The 17,139-nt window shown below is 43.8% G+C and carries 16 protein-coding genes; 8 read left to right on the top strand and 8 right to left on the bottom strand.

Annotated features, from left to right (window positions below):
- The first annotated feature begins 124 nt into the window (after positions 1-124).
- The gene (locus tag LYNGBM3L_RS06180; protein WP_008180375.1) at positions 125-1,027 is read left to right on the top strand and encodes a Tll0287-like domain-containing protein; all 903 of its coding nucleotides are present in this window, start codon (positions 125-127) and stop codon (positions 1,025-1,027) included.
- A gap of 161 nt (positions 1,028-1,188) precedes the next feature.
- Here LYNGBM3L_RS06180 and LYNGBM3L_RS06175 read toward each other — a convergent pair whose 3' ends face one another.
- The 3 genes from LYNGBM3L_RS06175 to LYNGBM3L_RS06170 form a co-directional block, all read right to left on the bottom strand.
- Complete coding sequence (locus LYNGBM3L_RS06175; RefSeq protein ID WP_044492365.1) at positions 1,189-2,460, bottom strand: serine/threonine protein kinase; 1,272 nt, start codon at positions 2,458-2,460, stop codon at positions 1,189-1,191.
- Positions 2,461-2,678: 218 nt separating this feature from the next.
- On the bottom strand, positions 2,679-2,819 hold the full coding sequence (locus LYNGBM3L_RS45445) for a hypothetical protein (protein ID WP_193374688.1): 141 nt from the start codon (positions 2,817-2,819) through the stop codon (positions 2,679-2,681).
- A gap of 76 nt (positions 2,820-2,895) precedes the next feature.
- Complete coding sequence (locus LYNGBM3L_RS06170) at positions 2,896-4,503, bottom strand: adenylate/guanylate cyclase domain-containing protein (RefSeq protein ID WP_008180370.1); 1,608 nt, start codon at positions 4,501-4,503, stop codon at positions 2,896-2,898.
- A 792-nt stretch (positions 4,504-5,295) separates the two neighbouring features.
- On the opposite strand from LYNGBM3L_RS06170, the gene LYNGBM3L_RS06165 reads away from it, so the two are divergent.
- On the top strand, positions 5,296-6,663 hold the full coding sequence (locus tag LYNGBM3L_RS06165; RefSeq protein WP_008180367.1) for an NAD-dependent succinate-semialdehyde dehydrogenase: 1,368 nt from the start codon (positions 5,296-5,298) through the stop codon (positions 6,661-6,663).
- Between the two features lie 585 nt (positions 6,664-7,248).
- Here LYNGBM3L_RS06165 and LYNGBM3L_RS42900 read toward each other — a convergent pair.
- Entirely contained in the window at positions 7,249-7,395 is a 147-nt protein-coding gene (locus LYNGBM3L_RS42900) for a hypothetical protein (protein WP_154659688.1), read from the bottom strand.
- 159 nt (positions 7,396-7,554) lie between these two features.
- Between LYNGBM3L_RS42900 and LYNGBM3L_RS06160 the strand changes: the two genes are divergently transcribed.
- A complete protein-coding gene (locus tag LYNGBM3L_RS06160) occupies positions 7,555-9,201 on the top strand; it encodes an acetolactate synthase large subunit (protein ID WP_008180365.1) in 1,647 nt (548 codons plus the stop codon).
- On the opposite strand, the gene LYNGBM3L_RS45440 is transcribed toward LYNGBM3L_RS06160, so the two are convergent.
- Positions 9,164-9,628, bottom strand: a complete 465-nt coding sequence (locus LYNGBM3L_RS45440) for a hypothetical protein (protein ID WP_052308410.1) — start codon at positions 9,626-9,628, stop codon at positions 9,164-9,166. The genes LYNGBM3L_RS06160 and LYNGBM3L_RS45440 overlap by 38 nt on opposite strands.
- Here LYNGBM3L_RS45440 and LYNGBM3L_RS06150 point away from each other — a divergent pair.
- The 4 genes from LYNGBM3L_RS06150 (at position 9,627) to LYNGBM3L_RS06135 (ending at position 13,115) form a co-directional block, all read left to right on the top strand.
- Positions 9,627-10,016 carry a hypothetical protein gene (locus tag LYNGBM3L_RS06150; protein WP_044492363.1) on the top strand — a complete coding sequence of 130 codons (390 nt, stop codon included), beginning with the start codon at positions 9,627-9,629 and terminating at the stop codon, positions 10,014-10,016. The two genes, LYNGBM3L_RS45440 and LYNGBM3L_RS06150, sit on opposite strands and share 2 nt — an antisense overlap.
- Positions 10,017-10,273: 257 nt before the next feature.
- A complete protein-coding gene (locus LYNGBM3L_RS06145; protein ID WP_008180363.1) occupies positions 10,274-10,645 on the top strand; it encodes a hypothetical protein in 372 nt (123 codons plus the stop codon).
- 164 nt (positions 10,646-10,809) lie between these two features.
- Positions 10,810-11,991, top strand: coding sequence for a phosphotransferase family protein (locus tag LYNGBM3L_RS06140; protein WP_008180361.1), 1,182 nt, complete (start codon positions 10,810-10,812; stop codon positions 11,989-11,991).
- 17 nt (positions 11,992-12,008) lie between these two features.
- Positions 12,009-13,115 carry a T3SS effector HopA1 family protein gene (locus LYNGBM3L_RS06135; protein ID WP_008180360.1) on the top strand — a complete coding sequence of 369 codons (1,107 nt, stop codon included), beginning with the start codon at positions 12,009-12,011 and terminating at the stop codon, positions 13,113-13,115.
- Positions 13,116-13,149: 34 nt separating this feature from the next.
- Here LYNGBM3L_RS06135 and LYNGBM3L_RS06130 read toward each other — a convergent pair whose 3' ends face one another.
- From LYNGBM3L_RS06130 to LYNGBM3L_RS06120, 3 genes are all read right to left on the bottom strand, one after another.
- Positions 13,150-13,773 carry a J domain-containing protein gene (locus tag LYNGBM3L_RS06130; RefSeq protein ID WP_008180357.1) on the bottom strand — a complete coding sequence of 208 codons (624 nt, stop codon included), beginning with the start codon at positions 13,771-13,773 and terminating at the stop codon, positions 13,150-13,152.
- A 237-nt stretch (positions 13,774-14,010) separates the two neighbouring features.
- The gene (locus LYNGBM3L_RS06125) at positions 14,011-14,607 is read right to left on the bottom strand and encodes an ATP-dependent Clp protease proteolytic subunit (RefSeq protein WP_008180354.1); all 597 of its coding nucleotides are present in this window, start codon (positions 14,605-14,607) and stop codon (positions 14,011-14,013) included.
- A 230-nt stretch (positions 14,608-14,837) separates the two neighbouring features.
- Positions 14,838-15,494, bottom strand: coding sequence for an ATP-dependent Clp protease proteolytic subunit (locus LYNGBM3L_RS06120; protein ID WP_044492366.1), 657 nt, complete (start codon positions 15,492-15,494; stop codon positions 14,838-14,840).
- Between the two features lie 225 nt (positions 15,495-15,719).
- Between LYNGBM3L_RS06120 and LYNGBM3L_RS06115 the strand changes: the two genes are divergently transcribed.
- Positions 15,720-16,961 carry a vWA domain-containing protein gene (locus LYNGBM3L_RS06115; protein ID WP_008180349.1) on the top strand — a complete coding sequence of 414 codons (1,242 nt, stop codon included), beginning with the start codon at positions 15,720-15,722 and terminating at the stop codon, positions 16,959-16,961.
- Positions 16,962-17,139: the final 178 nt, after the last annotated feature.

The following is a 17,139-nucleotide window of genomic DNA, read 5'->3' as shown; positions in this document are numbered from 1 at the left end:
CGGGTGAGTTACAAGCTGTGAAAATCAATATAAGATTCAACAAGAATAGACGGCGGGAAAACATAATTAATTACCTTAAGAACTAAAACAGCTGTGGCACTAATGATACTATGGGAGATGGCTAATGTTAAAAAAACTTAATTTAGGAATCAAGCTAAACTTACTATTGCTATCCATTTTTATAGGACTTGTACTGACTGGTGGCTTGGTTTTGTCTCAACTTTTAGAAGGCTATGGGGAAAAAGTCGTAACTGACCAAGCCCTAATTCTGATCGAAACCATGGGTTCGGTGCGGGAGTATACCAATAATCAAGTGAATCCAGAATTAGCTGATCGATTAGAAAATGAAGACAGATTTTTACCCCAAACAGTACCTGCTTATTCAGCTCGGGAAGTTTTTGAAAATTTACGTAAACGTGAGCAATATCGTGATTTTTTCTATAAAGAAGCGACCCTTAATCCAACTAACCTCAGAGATAAAGCTGATAGTTTCGAGACTGAAATCGTGGAGAGTTTTCGACAGCAGCCAGAGCTAACAGAAAAAACCGGTTTTCGCTCCCTTCCTAGTGGAAAAATTTTTTATGTTGCCCGTCCTCTCGCTGTTTCTGAAAAAAGCTGTTTACGATGCCACAGTACTCCTGAAGCCGCCCCTGCTAGCCAAATTGCTACCTACGGTGATGAGCATGGTTTTGGTTGGAAGTTCGATGAAATTGTTGGTGCCAAAATTGTATCAGTTCCAGCGTTTAAAATCTTTAATTCTGCTAAGCAGTTACAGGTATTGGTGATTGGGATTATTACTGGTTTTTTCCTGGTAGCAATCTTGCTGATTAATCGTTTCCTAAAGGTATCGGTGACCAAACCTCTTAAGCAGATGGCTCAATTAGCTAAGGAAGTTAGTACTGGCAATATGGCTGGAGAATTTGACCATGATTCAGATGATGAAATTGGTATACTCGCCAAATCTCTGAATCGGATGAAAGTTAGTTTAGAAATGGCGATGAATATGCTGAATTCAGAAACTAATTAGTAATCCAAAATTACTAATTGCTTGCTCAACTGATGCCTGAAGGATTACTAAGTATTACTTATATAGCACTACCCATTGAGATTAGGAATGTCCTAATCTCCGAAACTTAGTCATAGCTTACTTCTGACTTCTGACTTCTCACTTCTGACTTGCGCGTAGCGCTATAACTGACCCGATGACATTAAACGCCGTTGAAAGTCTTGGGCATATTTTTGATTGGGAATTTGTTGAGATAAAGCTTTTACAAATTCTTGGGCGGAAGAGTTAGGATGCTGGACAAGAGTACGCTGGCAGACAATGGTAGCCATCGGGCCAATTAACTCAGCGAGTTCCTGTTGGCAAAGAGCTACAAAATTGGGGTCTAGTAAATTACTATTCCGATTAGGGGCAGAAGAAATTGGCAGTGCTGTAGGACCAACCCAGGGTTGAGTTGTACTGGCTGGCCGTCTTGGGGAAGAACCATTACTGATTCTTGACTTATGGCTTTTTGTTTCTTTGGAGGCTTGGCTAGTTTTGGTATGGAAAGGTATCTTGGTGGGATACAACGCATTGTTAATATCTACTAACTGCTGATAAATTTCTTCAGCAGTTTGGGGACGCTGATTGGGTAAACGAGCCATCAGATAGTCGAGGAAATCTGCCAGTTGTGGCAAAATATTCGGAACACTGTCGCGCCAGCTTAACTCATCATTATAGGATTCATAAAATTTACTCGGGTCTTGACCAGTGAGTAGATAAACAAAGGTGCGCCCCAAAGCAAAAAAGTCTGATTGGGGGACTGCCTGACCGTTAAGCTGCTCTAGTGGTGTATACCCTGCGGAAACTACCCCTGTTACCATACCAGTGGCTTTTTTGGTCACAAAGGTACCTGTAATTTCCCGGGCAGTGCCAAAGTCAATTAACACCAGTTGTCCATCTGTCCTGAGCATAATGTTAGAGGGCTTGATATCCCGATGGAAAAAGTTATGACTGTGTACTGCCTGTAAGATGGTAGCTAGCTGGATCAGCCACCGAATGGCAATTTTCTGGTCAATGGGAGCACCCCGCTTTTGGATGTATTGCTTTAGATTCAATCCTTCAATCTTTTCCATCACCAGACAATGAACTGGCTCGTCGCTGTTTCTGGGGTAGACTGTGAAGTAGGCATCAGGTTCTACTTTGGGAATGCCACTATTCTCTAGTCGGCCGAGGACTTCGGCTTCTCTTTGGAATAGTTCAATATACTTGGGACTATTCTTAATGAGAACTTTCAGAACTCTAGGGTTGCCTTGACGATCAACAATTTCATAGGTTTTGCCAAAACCGCCATTTCCCAGTTGACTGATCACTCGATAGCGCCCTTCCAGCAACAACTCAGAATTACAACTCTGACAGAATAGTTTACTGTCAGGGTTGCGGGGATTTGAGCAGTTGGGATTAATGCACAGACTCATCAGAAGCACGCTGGTACAGGAGGAAGGTAGGAGCAGGTACAGGACTTAGGCATAAAGTCAATAGAGTTCTAGCAACAGTCAATTTTTGCTAGGTATCTATATTTACTTATCTGGTCAGCCGTGGCAATTTATGCACCCACCATGTCACAACAAGTTTTACACATGATATTTTAAAGGGCTATTTGGATTTTAGGTTTCCAACCTGAGGAGATGGTTGTTTAGTTGTTTGGTTGAAGGTTGAAGGTTGAAGGTTGAAGGTTGTTTGGTTGAAGATTGAAGGTTGAAGGTTGTTTGGTTGAAGGTTTAATCACCTGTAACCTGTAACCTGTAACCTGTAACCTGTAACCTGTAACCTTCAACCTGTAACCTTCAACCTGTAACCTTCAACCTGTAACCTTCAACCTGTAACCTTTAACTTTTATAGCTTCCCCGGAATTAAGTATCCCACTGTAGGCGATACAGTTGCAGGGGCTGGTCTTTACCTTTAACCTTAACCGGGGACATTTTTTCCAACGGTAGAGTTTTATCCCTCAGCTTGTCGAAGGTGCTTTGGGAAATTAGAATTTCTCCCTCCTGAGCGGCACTACAGATGCGGCTAGTAACATTGGTAGTGTCACCGATAGTAGCGTATTGAATCAGCTTGTGTGAACCGATATTACCTGCTGCTACTTTGCCAGTATTTAGTCCAATGTGGATTTCAATCTCTAAATTGCGCCGCTGGAACCAATCCTGATTTAGGTGAATAACTGCTCGTTGCATTGCGATCGCAGCTTGGACGGCTCGGTCAGCATCGTCCGGTTGGCAATAGGGGGCTCCCCACACAGCCAGTAAGGCATCCCCAATATATTTTTCTAAAGTGCCTTCGTATTTAAACACAATATCCTCTACCATCACCTGGAAGTATTCATTGAGCATCTCAATCACTTGGCGTGGCTTCATCCGAGAGGACATTTGGGTAAATTTACTGATGTCGGCAAACAGGGCGGTTACTTCGGTATCTATAATTTCTAAGTGGCCTTCTTCCTTGAGCTTTTTACTCACAGCTTCCGGAAAGAAAAGCTCAAATTTACTCCGCATTACTGCTTCTTCCTGCATCTTCTGGTAAAGTTGAGCATTGTCAATTGCGATCGCAGCTTGGTTAGCTAGAGCCGTCAAAAACTCCAAGTCTTCTTGAGAATAAATATTGGCTCTAGAGAGATTATCCGCATACAATACCCCAATCACTTCCTCTCTCGGTTTTAGAGGTACACACATGGAGGCATGGATTTCTTGCTGGAGCACTGACTGGGAATTACTGAATCGTTGGTCAATGGCAGCATCAGCAATTAAAACCCCATCCCCCTTCTGGTGTACGAAATTGGTAATTCGTTTGCTATAAAATCGCTCATGGGTGGGTATGCCTGTTCGGGAGTTGACAGCTTTTTCCTCTAGCATTCCCGTGTCTTGATTAACCATGAGGATGATTGCCCGGTCTACATTCATAATCTCGAACAGCAGGTCAAGAATTTTTCTCAACAAGTGATCAGGCTCATCGGGAGAGGAAAGTTGCTTACTCACCTCCAATAAGATTTTTAACTTGTCTACTGAGCGTTGACCTGTCTCTTGCTCTCGCAGCTTCAGGGCTGAGCCTTTATAAGTTAAACTGTCATGGTGCAGTAATTCCTGAATTTCGACACGGGTTTGTTCTGGGGATAACCTGCTGACAATCGAAAAGTTGGAATCATTATCCTTCAAGATATTTGGGGTGATTCTGCCATCATCACTCACAAATTCAAAGATTACACTGCCCAGACGTATTAAGTCTCCGTCTTTGAGCTCACACTGGTCAATTTTGGCGTCATTAACAAACGTGTGATTTAGGCTACCTAAGTCTTTTAGGATAACCCGATCATTCGTGAGTGTGAGCTGAGCATGATGACGGGAAAGACTTTTATGAATTACGGTAATACTATTCTTTATTTCCCGTCCTATGGTATTGGCTCCACTGCTCAATTTATAACTTTCTTGGTTATTCGGCTCTGATTTAGCAATTAAATACGGCACAATCTAGCTCTCGTCATTAGTTCTTATCTCAGTTAAGTATAATCGACTAAATTATCAAACTACTAATTTAAGGTTCTAAGTAGTCGGACATAAATTTTGATCACTGTATTAAGAAATATTACTTAGACTGAAACCCTTACTGCTCCGAAGCTCCCTGCTCCGTTCGCGTTCGCGCAGCGTCGGGCAAAGCCCAAAAGCGTAGCCCACGGCCTTAGCTACCTGCTCCGAAGTCCTCACAGTTAACTTTAATTGTGTCCGACTACTTAGGACTAGGTTTAATGGCTAAGGGGGTTCTGACAAGCCTATTTAGCAAGGAGGTTATCAAATGCCCCTGTTGTAACTAATACCTAACACCTAATACCTAGAATTTGTGGTCTGACCTAGTTTCCTAGCTCCGCGTCAAGCACTGAGGCTGTCAACTGCTTGTATTTTACCTAATGCCTAATGCCTAATCCCTAACCCCTAATCTCTAATCCCTAACACCATTACCCTAAATGCCTAATCCCTAACCCCTAAATGCCTAATGTCTAATCCCTAACCCCTAAGCTCTAATCCCTAGAATTTGGTTGATAACTGTTTTAAAAACTGGTGAGATAAATTTCGTGGTAGTAGGATAAAACTTGATATTAGGTTAACACTTGCTTGACTGGTAGTTTATAGGGCAATGGGTTGACGATTTTTAAAAGTATATCAAACTATTAAGCCATTTTGGCAAAAATAAGTCATAGTGAAAATACTTAGTTATAATCAAAGAATTGGAAGTACTATCCCCATTGGGGGGAGGAGGAAGCCATGGGGATCGCTACAGTTAACCCAGCAACCGGGGAAACCATCAAAACCTTTGAGCCAGAGAGTCCGTCGTCGATTGCGACCAAGCTAGCAGTTGCCCAAGAGGCGTTTGAGCAATACTGCCAAACATCAATGGAGCAAAGAGCAGAGTGGCTAAACGCAGCGGCGGAGATTGTAGAGCGGGATCGAGTCAAATTCGGCACGCTGATGACCACGGAGATGGGAAAACCCCTCAAAAGTGCGATCGCAGAAGCGCAAAAATGTGCTTTGGTTTGTCGGTACTACGCTGAACACGCAGCTGAATTCCTAGCAGATGTCCCAGCCTCTACCGATGCCACCCAAAGCTTTGTGCGCTACCAACCTCTAGGAGTAATTCTAGCAGTCATGCCCTGGAATTTTCCATTTTGGCAAGTCTTCCGTTTTGCTGCTCCAGCATTGATGGCGGGAAATGTGGGGTTGCTAAAACACGCCTCTAATGTGCCTCAATGCGCCTTAGCCCTTGAGCAAATCTTTGTTGAAGCAGGATTTCCCGAAGGGGTGTTTGGGACCTTACTGATTGGTGCTGACCAAGTAGAGGCAGTAATTCAGGATCCACGGGTCAAAGCTGCCACCCTAACTGGTAGTGAGCTAGCAGGAGCAGCTTTAGCCGCAGCGGCTGGGACACAAATCAAGAAAACTGTCCTGGAACTAGGGGGAAGTGACCCGTTTATTGTCCTAGAAAGTGCCGATTTAGAAGCAGCAGCTACCACGGGTGTGACTGCTAGGATGCTCAATAACGGTCAATCATGTATTGCAGCGAAACGGTTTATTGTGGTGGACGCAGTAGCCGAGGACTTTCAGCAACGCCTACTGGACAAATTCCAAGCCTTGAAAGTGGGAGATCCCATGGCGGAAGATACCGATATTGGCCCATTGGCAACCCCTGGTATTCTTAGAGACTTAGACCAACAGGTACAAGCCTGCATTGAACAAGGGGCAAAGGTTCTTATCGGTGGCCATCCTTTAAGCGATCGCGCTGGTAACTTCTACCCCCCCACAATTCTAACTGACTTCCCACCAGGCACTCCAGCTGATAACGAAGAATTTTTTGGCCCTGTTGCCCTATTGTTTAGAGTTCCGGATATTGATGCTGCTATTAAGCTTGCCAATTCCACAGTATTTGGATTAGGAGCTAGTGCCTGGACAACCAATGAGGAGCAAATCCCCAGGCTGATTGATGAACTTGAAGCTGGAGCAGTGTTTATCAATGGCTTAGTCAAATCCGACCCCCGTTTACCCTTCGGTGGCATCAAACGTTCTGGCTATGGGCGAGAACTAAGCATTCAAGGGATACATGAGTTCGTAAACATCAAAACTGTTTGGGTGAAGTAAAAATCCTAGGTATTAGGCTAAAACCATTAGTAAGCATTCAGCTATCAGCTAAAGGCCTACGGCCACGCTACGCGAACAGCTAAAGGCCTACGGCCACGCTACGCGAACAGTCTATGCGCTACAGATGGTGCTACTTGAGGTGCTATCAGCCGTGCTTATGGGTCAAGTCCCAGCGTCGAAGCCTGTGCCACACTAGTTGAGGTACTTTTGAATAAAATAAGCTGACAGCTGACGGCTGACTGCTGAATGCTTACAACCATTAGCCTAATACCATTAGCCTAAAACCATTAGCCTATAGCAATTCTATTTGAATCCTGAACAGTGATAGTTACTACTGACGGATTTTCTGACTCAGGACTCAGCACTATTCTTAAAATTAACCTTGTTGGTGAGGCTATCTGTGTATCCGTCCCTGTGGTGCTGGTGAAGGGGAAAATAGGAAGTTTTTATGTAACATTTTTAACTTTTTTACATCAATTTTTGACTGTTAACTTTTATTAAAGTTCCCCGGATAGAAGCCAGAATGGCTATACAACTCAGTATTCCCGTTCTTTGATAGTTATCAAAAGCTTATCAAAGGCTGCTTTAACATTGCTCGATCCCTACTGACTTCTGAAAAATTGGGATGCACCGGATCTCAAATGCTAAATCCTTGTCTTGATGCAGTCGCTCATGGGGGAAACCCCCAAGACCGCTTAGGTGCGCTTTCCGTTGGCGAATTAAATTCGCCACGGGTCGCACCTCTGCATCGCTTGTCATGAACTAATAACAAATATGGACGAAGGCTAATAGAAAAAGCTAAAAAGGAATCTCAAAAGAAATCTAAACAGGAATTTTTACAATCAAAGATTATTTTGATACCAAAACTATATATACCAGGGATGATTAGATATGGGTGACATGAATACCGCTGAACTATTGGTAAATTGCTTAGAAAACGAAGGAGTCGAGTACGTTTTTGGACTACCTGGAGAAGAAAATCTCCATGTTCTAGAAGCTCTTAGACATTCTTCAATTCAATTTATTACCACTCGTCATGAACAGGGAGCAGCCTTTATGGCAGACGTTTACGGACGGCTGACAGGAAAGGCTGGAGTTTGCCTGTCTACCCTTGGTCCAGGGGCAACTAACTTAATGACTGGGGTTGCTGATGCCAATTTGGATGGAGCACCTCTAGTAGCGATAACTGGTCAGGTGGGAACAGACCGGATGCATATTGAGTCCCACCAGTACTTGGATTTGGTGGCAATGTTTGCTCCAGTGACTAAGTGGAACCGGCAAATTGTCCGCCCTGATACGACCGCAGAAATTGTCCGTAAAGCGTTTAAACTCGCTCAGACCGAAAAACCAGGAGCGGTACACATAGATTTGCCAGAAAACATTGCGGCCATGCCAGTCAATAGCCAACCCCTAGGCAAAGATGGTCGGGAAAAAACCTTTGCGTCTTTCCGTAGTTTGGGTAAGGCAGCTGTGGCAATTTCTAAGGCGAAAAATCCCCTAATCTTGGCGGGTAATGGCGCAATTCGTGCTAATGCTGCTGAAGCCCTAACCCAATTTGCCACCCGGATGAATATTCCAGTGGTCAATAGCTTCATGGGTAAAGGGTGTATTCCTTATACTCATCCCCTGGCCTTGTGGACCCTGGGATTACAACAACGGGACCACATCACCTGTGCTTTTGAGCAATCGGATTTGGTGATTGCGGTGGGATATGATTTGATTGAATATTCTCCGAAAAAGTGGAATCCAGAGGGCAAGATTCCCATTATTCATATCGGTGCCAGTCCAGCAGAAATTGATAAAAGCTACATTCCTTTAGTGGAGGTAGTGGGGGATATTTCTGACTCTCTCAAGGAAATTATGAAGCAGGGAGACCGGGAAGGTAAACCGATACCATCCGCTGCTGAACTGCGGTCGGAAATCCGAGAGGACTACGAACAGTATGCTAATGATGAAGGCTTTCCGATCAAGCCGCAAAAACTGATCTATGACCTACGCCAGGTCATGGAACCAGAAGATATTGTGATCTCTGATGTAGGAGCTCACAAGATGTGGATGGCTCGTCAGTACCATTGTGATTGTCCCAATACCTGTATCATTTCTAATGGTTTCGCAGCCATGGGGATTGCTTTGCCAGGAGCAGTAGCGGCTAAGCTGGTTTACCCAGATCGGAATATCGTGGCAGTGACTGGTGATGGGGGCTTTATGATGAATTGCCAGGAACTTGAAACAGCACTAAGAGTAGAGACTGCCTTTGTGACACTGATTTTCAATGATGGTGGCTATGGCTTGATTGATTGGAAGCAACAAAATCACTTTGGTGAGTCGGCTTTTGTGAATTTTGGCAATCCAGATTTTGTCAAATTTGCTGAAAGTATGGGACTAAAAGGCTATCGTGTCAATTCAGTGGATGAGTTGATTCCTACCCTACAAGAAGCATTAGCTCAAGATGTGCCTACGGTGATTGATTGTCCGGTGGACTATGGCGAAAACCTACGCTTTAGCCAAAAGACTGGTGGTTTAACTTGCAAGATTTAAGGTTATTTGGGTTTAAGGTTGTTGAAGGTTGTTCGCGTAGCGTGGCCTTTTGGCCAAGGTTGTTCGCGTAGCGTGGCCTTTTGGCCAAGGTTGTTGAAGGTTGAAGGTTTAAGGTTGTTGAAGGTTGAAGGTTTAAGGTTGTTGAAGGTTGAAGGTTGAAGGTTGAAGGTTGGAGGTTGTTGAAGGTTGGAGGTTGTTGAAGGTTGAAGGTTGAAGGTTGAAGGTTGTTGAAGGTTGCAGGTTGCTGAAGGTTGTTGAAGGTTGTTGAAGGTTGCAGGTTGGAGGTTGCAGGTTGAAGGTTGCAGGTTGTTGAAGGTTGCAGGTTGGAGGTTGCAGGTTGAAGGTTGCAGGTTGAAGGTTTAAGGTTGCAGGTTGCAGGTTGCAGGTTGCAGGTTCTAATCTTCAAGTTGTTAACCCTCTGTTCCATGTTCCCTGTTCCCTCAACAGTAAATAACTTTCAACCTACCCTACAAGGGATGCCCAGGGCAAACAACCGGTTAACTTTCAACCGGTTAACCTTCAACAGTGAAGAACCTTCAACAGTGAAGAACCTTCAACCGGTTAACTTTCAACTTGTTAACTTTCAACTTGTTAACTTTCAACCGGTTAACCTTCAACTTGTTAACCTACCCTACGGGAACGCCTTTGGCGAACAACCGGTTAACCTTCAACCGGTTAACCTTCAAAAAACCTTTGCGCCACAATGGCGAGACAGCAGGAATTTATATAGTTATCTTAAATTAAATACAACTAGGTTGGTTTCAACAACCAATCATTACATCAATAAATTTGGCACTAGAGAGTTAATCGAGTAAGAATAGGTGAAGGATTTTACTCTGGATTGGCAAAGTCTACTTTACCCTTCACCAAACCTCTAGGGTTTAGGAACAAAACTCTTCCTAACTGGGAAGGGAAACTGCTTTACTGGCTGCGGAACGAATAACTAAACTTTGGGCGATATATATATGATTGCCCTGATGTTTAATGCCTACCCATAATCGTCATTACTGGATCGATTCTCTAGAGCTAATTTCACCCAAATTAAACCTTTTGAAAAGGGAGAGTACTCAATATGGATGAGATGGAAATTTATAATCAGCGTCCTGCTGGTTCGGCTCTGTTTTCAACTTCGGAAAGCTTCATCGATTCTATCAAAGATTTGGACTTCATGACAGATGTGTCGGAAGATCAGCTCAACAAGATTGAAGGAGGTGACGACAGTAGCGGACGCCGCCGCAAACGCCGCCCCGCTAACATCAAAGACTTTAATGACTTTTTCGGCAATGGCCAGCCTATTATCATTAGTAATGACGTGAACTTGGAAGGGATCGCGATCCCTAAGAAGGGTGGTACTGCAGTCGTTAACCAAAACGTTAACATTTTCAACAAATTTATCTTCATAATTCCAGGATTCTTTCAGAAGCGTGGTGGTAGCTCTAGTTAATACCAATTCACGCTTTTACTTGCTACCAATACATCCTGATTAGGGAATGAGTAATGGATAATTTCTTTAACATTGCCCATTCGCTTCTTCCCAATTCCCATCTCATATGACTAGCGTTATCCTGGGTTAATTTATCAACCATTAGTTGCAATCCGTAGTTTTTAATGACTTTTTTGTTAAGCTCTAAAAACATTTTTCAGTATCTAATCGAAGAGGGTATTTGTGAGCAAAATCAGCAATCTCTGCTCCAGATTGAAGCAAAATCCGGCAAAAACTTTAATTTGCTCGTGAGTTTCACAGAGGATCGCTATTTTCTGATTAAGCAAGAGCGTCACGATCATGAAGGGAAAACTAATGGTGATTTTTGGTACGAATGGCTTTTTTATGAGTTTTTACAAGAGTTTCCAGATCTAAGCTCTATTCGCCCACTAATCTCCGAGGCGATTCATTTTGATTTAATTCGCTCAATTCTGGTTTTTAACTATCTTAATGACTATTCTGATTTAGCGTATTTTTATAGTAAAGATCAGGTTTTTCCTATTGATATCGCTAGCCAGATCGGAGCTACTATAGCCACAATCCATCGCACGACTCTAGACTGTCAGGAATATAAAGACTTCTTGAACTCTAATGCTAAACAGCTACCGATTGATGAAGAGGTTGACTTTCTTGAAAGGTTAGAACGAATTGAACCAGAAGTTTTTGGGGTCTATTGTGAAGATTCTCTTGAATTTTTTAGACTTTATCAGCGCTACGAGAGTTTAGGGAAAGCGATCGCAGAACTTAACCAAGTTTGGGAGCCTTGCTGTTTGATCCACAATGACCTAAAACTGAAAAACATATTACTGCACCTTGATTGGGAGCAATGCCTCTCTACAAACAAGCCAGAAGCGACAAGCATGGTTAGAGTAATTGATTGGGAGAAATTCACTTGGGGAGATCCGAGCTTAGATTTAGGAACCATTATCGCCAGCTATCTACAAATTTGGCTGAGTAGCTTGGTGATCAGTACAGCAATCGATGTTGAAACTGCTTTGCGTCTAGCCACAACTCCCCTTGAGGTAATTCAACCTAGCCTTGTTACTCTAACTCAAGCTTATTTGGCTCACTTTCCAGAAATTATTGAGCGACGTCAGAATTTTTTGAGACGAGCGATGCAATTTGCTGGGTTTGTCTTGATTCGCAAAATTCATTTAAAGATCAATCACCTCAAACCCTTTGACAACACAGGTATCTGTATGCTTCAGGTTGCTAAGACCTTGTTATGCCATCCAGAGCAATCAATCTCGATTGTTTTTGGCATCACAGAATCTGAACTCACTTTTCCTAGCCGTATTCCTGCCTAAGTCTATTGGTCTTGATTATGCAATTACTGGATACTCTACGAAATCAACGACTCGATTCTTCTATACCTGGATTGCTTGATGTTTTTTATGACATTCTTAACAATGTTCAGATTGAATCTAATTTCTATATTACTCATCCAGAGTACAAACCCCTGGAACTTCCTGATGAAGTGGTAGCTCGTTTTCAGCAACTACCCTTAAAGATCCAGAATACCTATCTAAGCCTGCAACTACGAACGTTTCTCTACCGTATCTACTACCACGGCTCTTATCAAACTACTCTTCCAGCGGATCACAATTCAAATGGTTGGGCACTTGACGATGATTTGGAGAACAATACGGTAAGGGGGCTTAACCTAGAGTTTTGCCAGCGATTGTGCGAAAGTAATCACTCTCAAGGCTACTTTGATCCAGGGTGGTTAGTGCTAAGGCAGGAAAGTGATGGTAGTCTGGCTGTGGAAAAGAAGGGTCTAATTCTGCACATTAGGCGTGATTTCCACTTACAACCGATTGATAGGGCTGCTACTATAGGGAGCTTAGTGGCAATCCGGATGCCCCCTAATTTAGTGCAAAACGGATTCTATGTAGCGGTTGGGAATGCTGGTCGAGTTAATCCTTGCCATTCAGATGGTGAACACCAGACAGTAAATGTCTATTTTAATCTGAGTCCTGAAGGTGCAGTTGCTGTTATGAAAGCTATCACTGAGGGATTGAACCGAGTCAAAATTCCGTTCACGTTTAAGGTGCTATACAATCCTTCTGACTACGGGCGTTATGATTCAGGGGTTCTGTGCTTTGAAAAGGGCAATTATAAAACAGTTAAACCCATCCTTAAGACTGTTTATACTCAACACAAAGCCTATTTTATGGAAGGGGTGCCTCTGTTTACGAAGCAGCTGTTACCAGGACTGGCTCTATCAGAAGAACCTGATTATAAATTTACGCCTAAAGAAGATTTTGGGATGAATCGCTGCCAAATTGTTGCTAATGCGTTACTAGAAGCTTGGCTACAAGGTCACGACTCTGCAGAAGGTCGGATGAATTTTATCCTCCACAACTTTTCTTTGCTTGGAATTGATATCAAGCGTCCTTACTTGAATGCTAACTCTAAAGATATTTATTAGAAAACCATTTCACTTTTCTGATTTGCGCGTAGCGTTATATCATCTGCTCGATCAAACGAAAATCCTGTTCTATCTCAGCCGAGAGAGACTTATTGTAGGGGTCAGTCTTGAGGGCTTTTTTGAGATAATTTCTAGCTTTATCCAGCTTGTGCTGTTTAACCAAATGTCTTGCGCAACTTTGATAAGCGATCGCTTGCCACTGACGCACTTCTGGGTCTTGGGGCATTCTTTGAGCCAAGGCTTCTACTAATGCGATCGCTCTCATCAACCGTCGCTCCCGAAGCAATTGCTGGAGTTGATGATAGGAATCCCACTTCAGCTGTTGTTCAACTGCTGAGAGGGGTTGATTGGACTCAACGGATGGTGGCTTAGGCGTGACCCAAGTTGAGGTTGGCGGAGGTGAGTCCCCAGGCTGATTACTGTGATTACCAAAGCTAGTGGCGGAGGTTAAGACTGGTTCACGGTCAGACTCATCAATAGCAGTGAGGAGAAGCTTATAAGCCTCCGTAAACCGAATAAACTTTTCTTGGGCAAGCTTGTCTCCAGGGTTAATATCAGGATGATACCGACGTGCCAGACGCCGATAAGACTCCTTTACTTCAACCTGCTTCGCTCCTGGACCTACACCCAATAAGCGATAACAATCAGCCAGATTCATCAATGGGATAAGTAATCAATAAGCGTTTAGACAGACTTATCTGCTTTTTATATATAGAGTACCCTGCTGAATAATGTTACTACTTTTCCCTTTATACTACTTCATCACCAGATCATCAAACAGCCCTTACGCACCAAGACGGTTACAACCCGGTTTTTGATGATAAATCAAAGTGTAATTACCGTTAATAACCGGCTTGGCGGCGTAAGTCCTGATCAAATTTACCAGAGCAACAGTCTAGGGTGCTCTCTGATCAATGACTTGGTCAATCAAGCCATACTCCTTGGCTTCATCCGCTGACATGAAAAAGTCCCGATCCATGTCTTTTTCGATTTTCTCTAGGGATTGACCGGTATTTTGGGCGTAGATTTCATTGAGTTGATGGCGGATCCGCAAAATTTCCCTAGCTTCAATCTCAATATCCGTAGCTTGTCCACGGGTTCCCCCAGAGGGTTGGTGAATCATAATCCTGGAGTGAGGCAAAGCTATTCGTTTTCCTTTTTTACCTGCAGCTAGCAGGAACGACCCCATAGAGGCAGCTAGACCAACACAAACGGTTACTACATCGGATTTGATATGCTGCATGGTATCGTATATTGCCATGCCTGCGGTGACTGAACCACCAGGAGAGTTTATGTAGAGGATAATATCTTTGCTATTATCTTCAGAGTCGAGATATAGCATTACCGCAATGATCTGGTTGGTGATTTCGTCATCCACCTCTTTGCCTAGAAAAATAATCCGTTCCCGGTAGAGACGGTTGTAGATGTCAATCCACTCAGTATACTGACTTCCTGGCATCTGGTAGGGAACTTTGGGCACACCAATTGGCATAATTTGCTCCGAGTTAGTACTAGATTGTGGAAAAGGGCATGTAAAGATTGATCAATTTATGTAAGCATTCAGCTATCAGCCGTGAGCCGTCAGCTATCATGCTAATCAACGGGAGGTAGTAAACAAGCATCGGGTGCACTTATACGGCTGGTTGAAAATCCCTGCTGGTTTTACTGATCCGAATAAGCTGATTGCTGATTGCTGATTGCTGATTGCTGATAGCTTACGACCTAAGTAATACCAGCAGGAATCGGAGTATCAAGCTCTTGAGGTTCTAGCACCCTGTCGATCAGACCATACTCTTGGGCTTGGTGAGGTGTCATGTAAAGGAAGCGATCCATATCTTTGGCAATTTTTTCTTGGTCTTGACCGCTATTGCGAGACAGGATATCGAGCATCGTCTTCTTATTGGTCAGAACTTCTTGAGCACGAATTTGGATATCCGTCGCTTGACCCTGGGCATAACTCCTGGGCTGATGTAGGACAATAGTGGCATTGGGTAAACTTGCCCGACAGCCTTTGGTTCCTGCGGAGAGGAGCATGGCTGCCATCCCGAGGGCTGAACCAATACAAATAGTGTGGATAGGGGGCTTGATGTAATTTATGGTGTCACAGATGGCAAAAGCTTCGGTTTCAAAACCCACAGGTTGGCCATCGTAACGGGATGTGCCGGTGGAATTGATGTAAATTTTAATTGGCTTGTCTGGGTCGTCGTACTGTAAATACAACAGTTCGGCAATAATTAATTCTGTTACCGCACTCACCAAGGGCATACCCAAATATACAATCCGCTCACTTAACAACAGCGAGGGTAAGTCTGGTGGCGGTGTGCGGTAGGCAGGTCTACCATAATAGGTAGATTGAACAGCCTGGATGGGTCGTTTCATGATATTTGGGGCTGCAATAATGGCACTATCTTTAACCAGTGTAGCTTGCCATACTTTCTTCGTGATTTTATTCGTGCCGGTTAGCCCCCGAAAGGTAAAAACTGTAACATGGGGGAAAACTGCCTTATATGGGGTTATTGTAAGCAGCTCAATGGCTCGACCCATGTTGGCTGATGCCCCTACACCCATTATCAATTACCCTTGCTGCCTGAGGAGCTATCTAAAATGAAAGTTGGTTTGCACCCAGCCCTTAACGATACTAATATTGATGCTAATCAACCGAGTAGTCAGCGTCAGTTATCCATGGCGATTTCTGCGATCGCTGCTTCCTCCAGTCGAAATGTACCGTTGAATTTGTGTCTGGTACTCGACCACAGTGGCTCCATGCATGGACAGCCTCTGGAAACTGTCAAGCAAGCAGCAGTAGGGTTAATTGAGCGCCTGCAACCGGATGACCGCCTCTCGATTGTGGCCTTTGACCACAGAGCGAAAGTGCTGGTTCGCAATCAACCGATGGGCAACCTAGACCAAATCAAACGAAAGATTAACCGACTTGGGGCTGATGGGGGTACTGCCATTGATGAAGGTCTAAAGCTAGGGGTTAAAGAATTAATTAAAGCTAAACAAGACACGGTATCTCAGGTGTTTCTCCTCACTGATGGGGAAAACGAACATGGAAACAATGAAAGCTGCATAAAATTAGCTGAACTGGCTGCTGAAAATAACTTGACTATCAACAGTCTGGGATTCGGTGCCAACTGGAACCAAGATATTTTGGAAAAAATTGCGGATATTGCTACTGGTAGCTTGTCTTACATTGAAGAACCAGAGCAAGCCCTGAGTGAGTTTGCACGTTTGTTCAACCGCATGCAGTCTGTTGGCTTAACTAATGCTTATCTGTTGTTGGATTTAATGCCAAAAGTGCGGTTAGCAGAACTCAAACCCATCGCCCAAGTAGAACCAGATGCGATTGAACTCCCAGCACAATCAGAAGGCGATCGCTTTATGGTACGTTTGGGAGATTTGATGACTGATTCACAACGGGTGATTCTCGCTAACTTGTATGTTGGGAAAATGCCAGAGGGTCGTCAAACCATTGCCCATGTACAAGTCAAATATGATGATCCATCCAGTGGTGCCCAAGAGTTACTCTCGGAAATCGTGCCAGTCCAGGCAAATTTCCAGGAGGCTTATCAACCAGTTCCCAATCCTGAGGTACAGAAGCATATTCTAGCTTTAGCTAAATATCGTCAGACTCAAATTGCGGAAACGAAATTACAGCAGGGCGATCGCGTCGGGGCTGCCACCATGTTACAAACTGCGGCAAAAACTGCTATCCAGATGGGGGATAAAGGAGCCGCAACGGTACTGCAAACTAATGCTACGATTTTGCAAACTGGGGAAGACCTCTCAGAAGCTGATCGTAAGAAAACCAGAATTGTGTCTAAGACTCTGTTGCAGGAGTAATCAATTGTAGGGGGAATCAAAAGGGTAGGCATGATCCTTGCCACCCTTTGCTGCTGTCCAATCATGGGCTCTTGAAATGCGATCGCATATAGCAGTTCTCAATTGGGTGAGGTACTTACGCCGGTTAATGGGAGCTAAGGCCGTGGGCCACGCTTACTGGCAGAGCCAGACGCTGCTG

This window comes from Moorena producens 3L (assembly GCF_000211815.1).
GTDB lineage: Bacteria > Cyanobacteriota > Cyanobacteriia > Cyanobacteriales > Coleofasciculaceae > Moorena > Moorena producens.
The sequence above is the reverse complement of the archived record's forward strand: the minus strand, read 5'-3'. Positions and strand labels throughout refer to the sequence as shown.

Bases quoted from the DNA above. Each gene is read 5' to 3' on its own strand.
- LYNGBM3L_RS06180 (WP_008180375.1), top strand. From the start codon at position 125: ATGTTAAAAAAACTTAATTTAGGAATCAAGCTAAACTTACTATTGCTA.
- LYNGBM3L_RS06175 (WP_044492365.1), bottom strand. From the start codon at position 2,460: ATGAGTCTGTGCATTAATCCCAACTGCTCAAATCCCCGCAACCCTGAC.
- LYNGBM3L_RS06165 (WP_008180367.1), top strand. From the start codon at position 5,296: ATGGGGATCGCTACAGTTAACCCAGCAACCGGGGAAACCATCAAAACC.
- LYNGBM3L_RS06160 (WP_008180365.1), top strand. From the start codon at position 7,555: ATGGGTGACATGAATACCGCTGAACTATTGGTAAATTGCTTAGAAAAC.
- LYNGBM3L_RS06150 (WP_044492363.1), top strand. From the start codon at position 9,627: ATGTTCCCTGTTCCCTCAACAGTAAATAACTTTCAACCTACCCTACAA.
- LYNGBM3L_RS45440 (WP_052308410.1), bottom strand. From the start codon at position 9,628: ATGGAACAGAGGGTTAACAACTTGAAGATTAGAACCTGCAACCTGCAA.
- LYNGBM3L_RS06145 (WP_008180363.1), top strand. From the start codon at position 10,274: ATGGATGAGATGGAAATTTATAATCAGCGTCCTGCTGGTTCGGCTCTG.
- LYNGBM3L_RS06140 (WP_008180361.1), top strand. From the start codon at position 10,810: ATGACTTTTTTGTTAAGCTCTAAAAACATTTTTCAGTATCTAATCGAA.
- LYNGBM3L_RS06135 (WP_008180360.1), top strand. From the start codon at position 12,009: ATGCAATTACTGGATACTCTACGAAATCAACGACTCGATTCTTCTATA.
- LYNGBM3L_RS06130 (WP_008180357.1), bottom strand. From the start codon at position 13,773: ATGAATCTGGCTGATTGTTATCGCTTATTGGGTGTAGGTCCAGGAGCG.
- LYNGBM3L_RS06125 (WP_008180354.1), bottom strand. From the start codon at position 14,607: ATGCCAATTGGTGTGCCCAAAGTTCCCTACCAGATGCCAGGAAGTCAG.
- LYNGBM3L_RS06120 (WP_044492366.1), bottom strand. From the start codon at position 15,494: ATGAAACGACCCATCCAGGCTGTTCAATCTACCTATTATGGTAGACCT.
- LYNGBM3L_RS06115 (WP_008180349.1), top strand. From the start codon at position 15,720: ATGAAAGTTGGTTTGCACCCAGCCCTTAACGATACTAATATTGATGCT.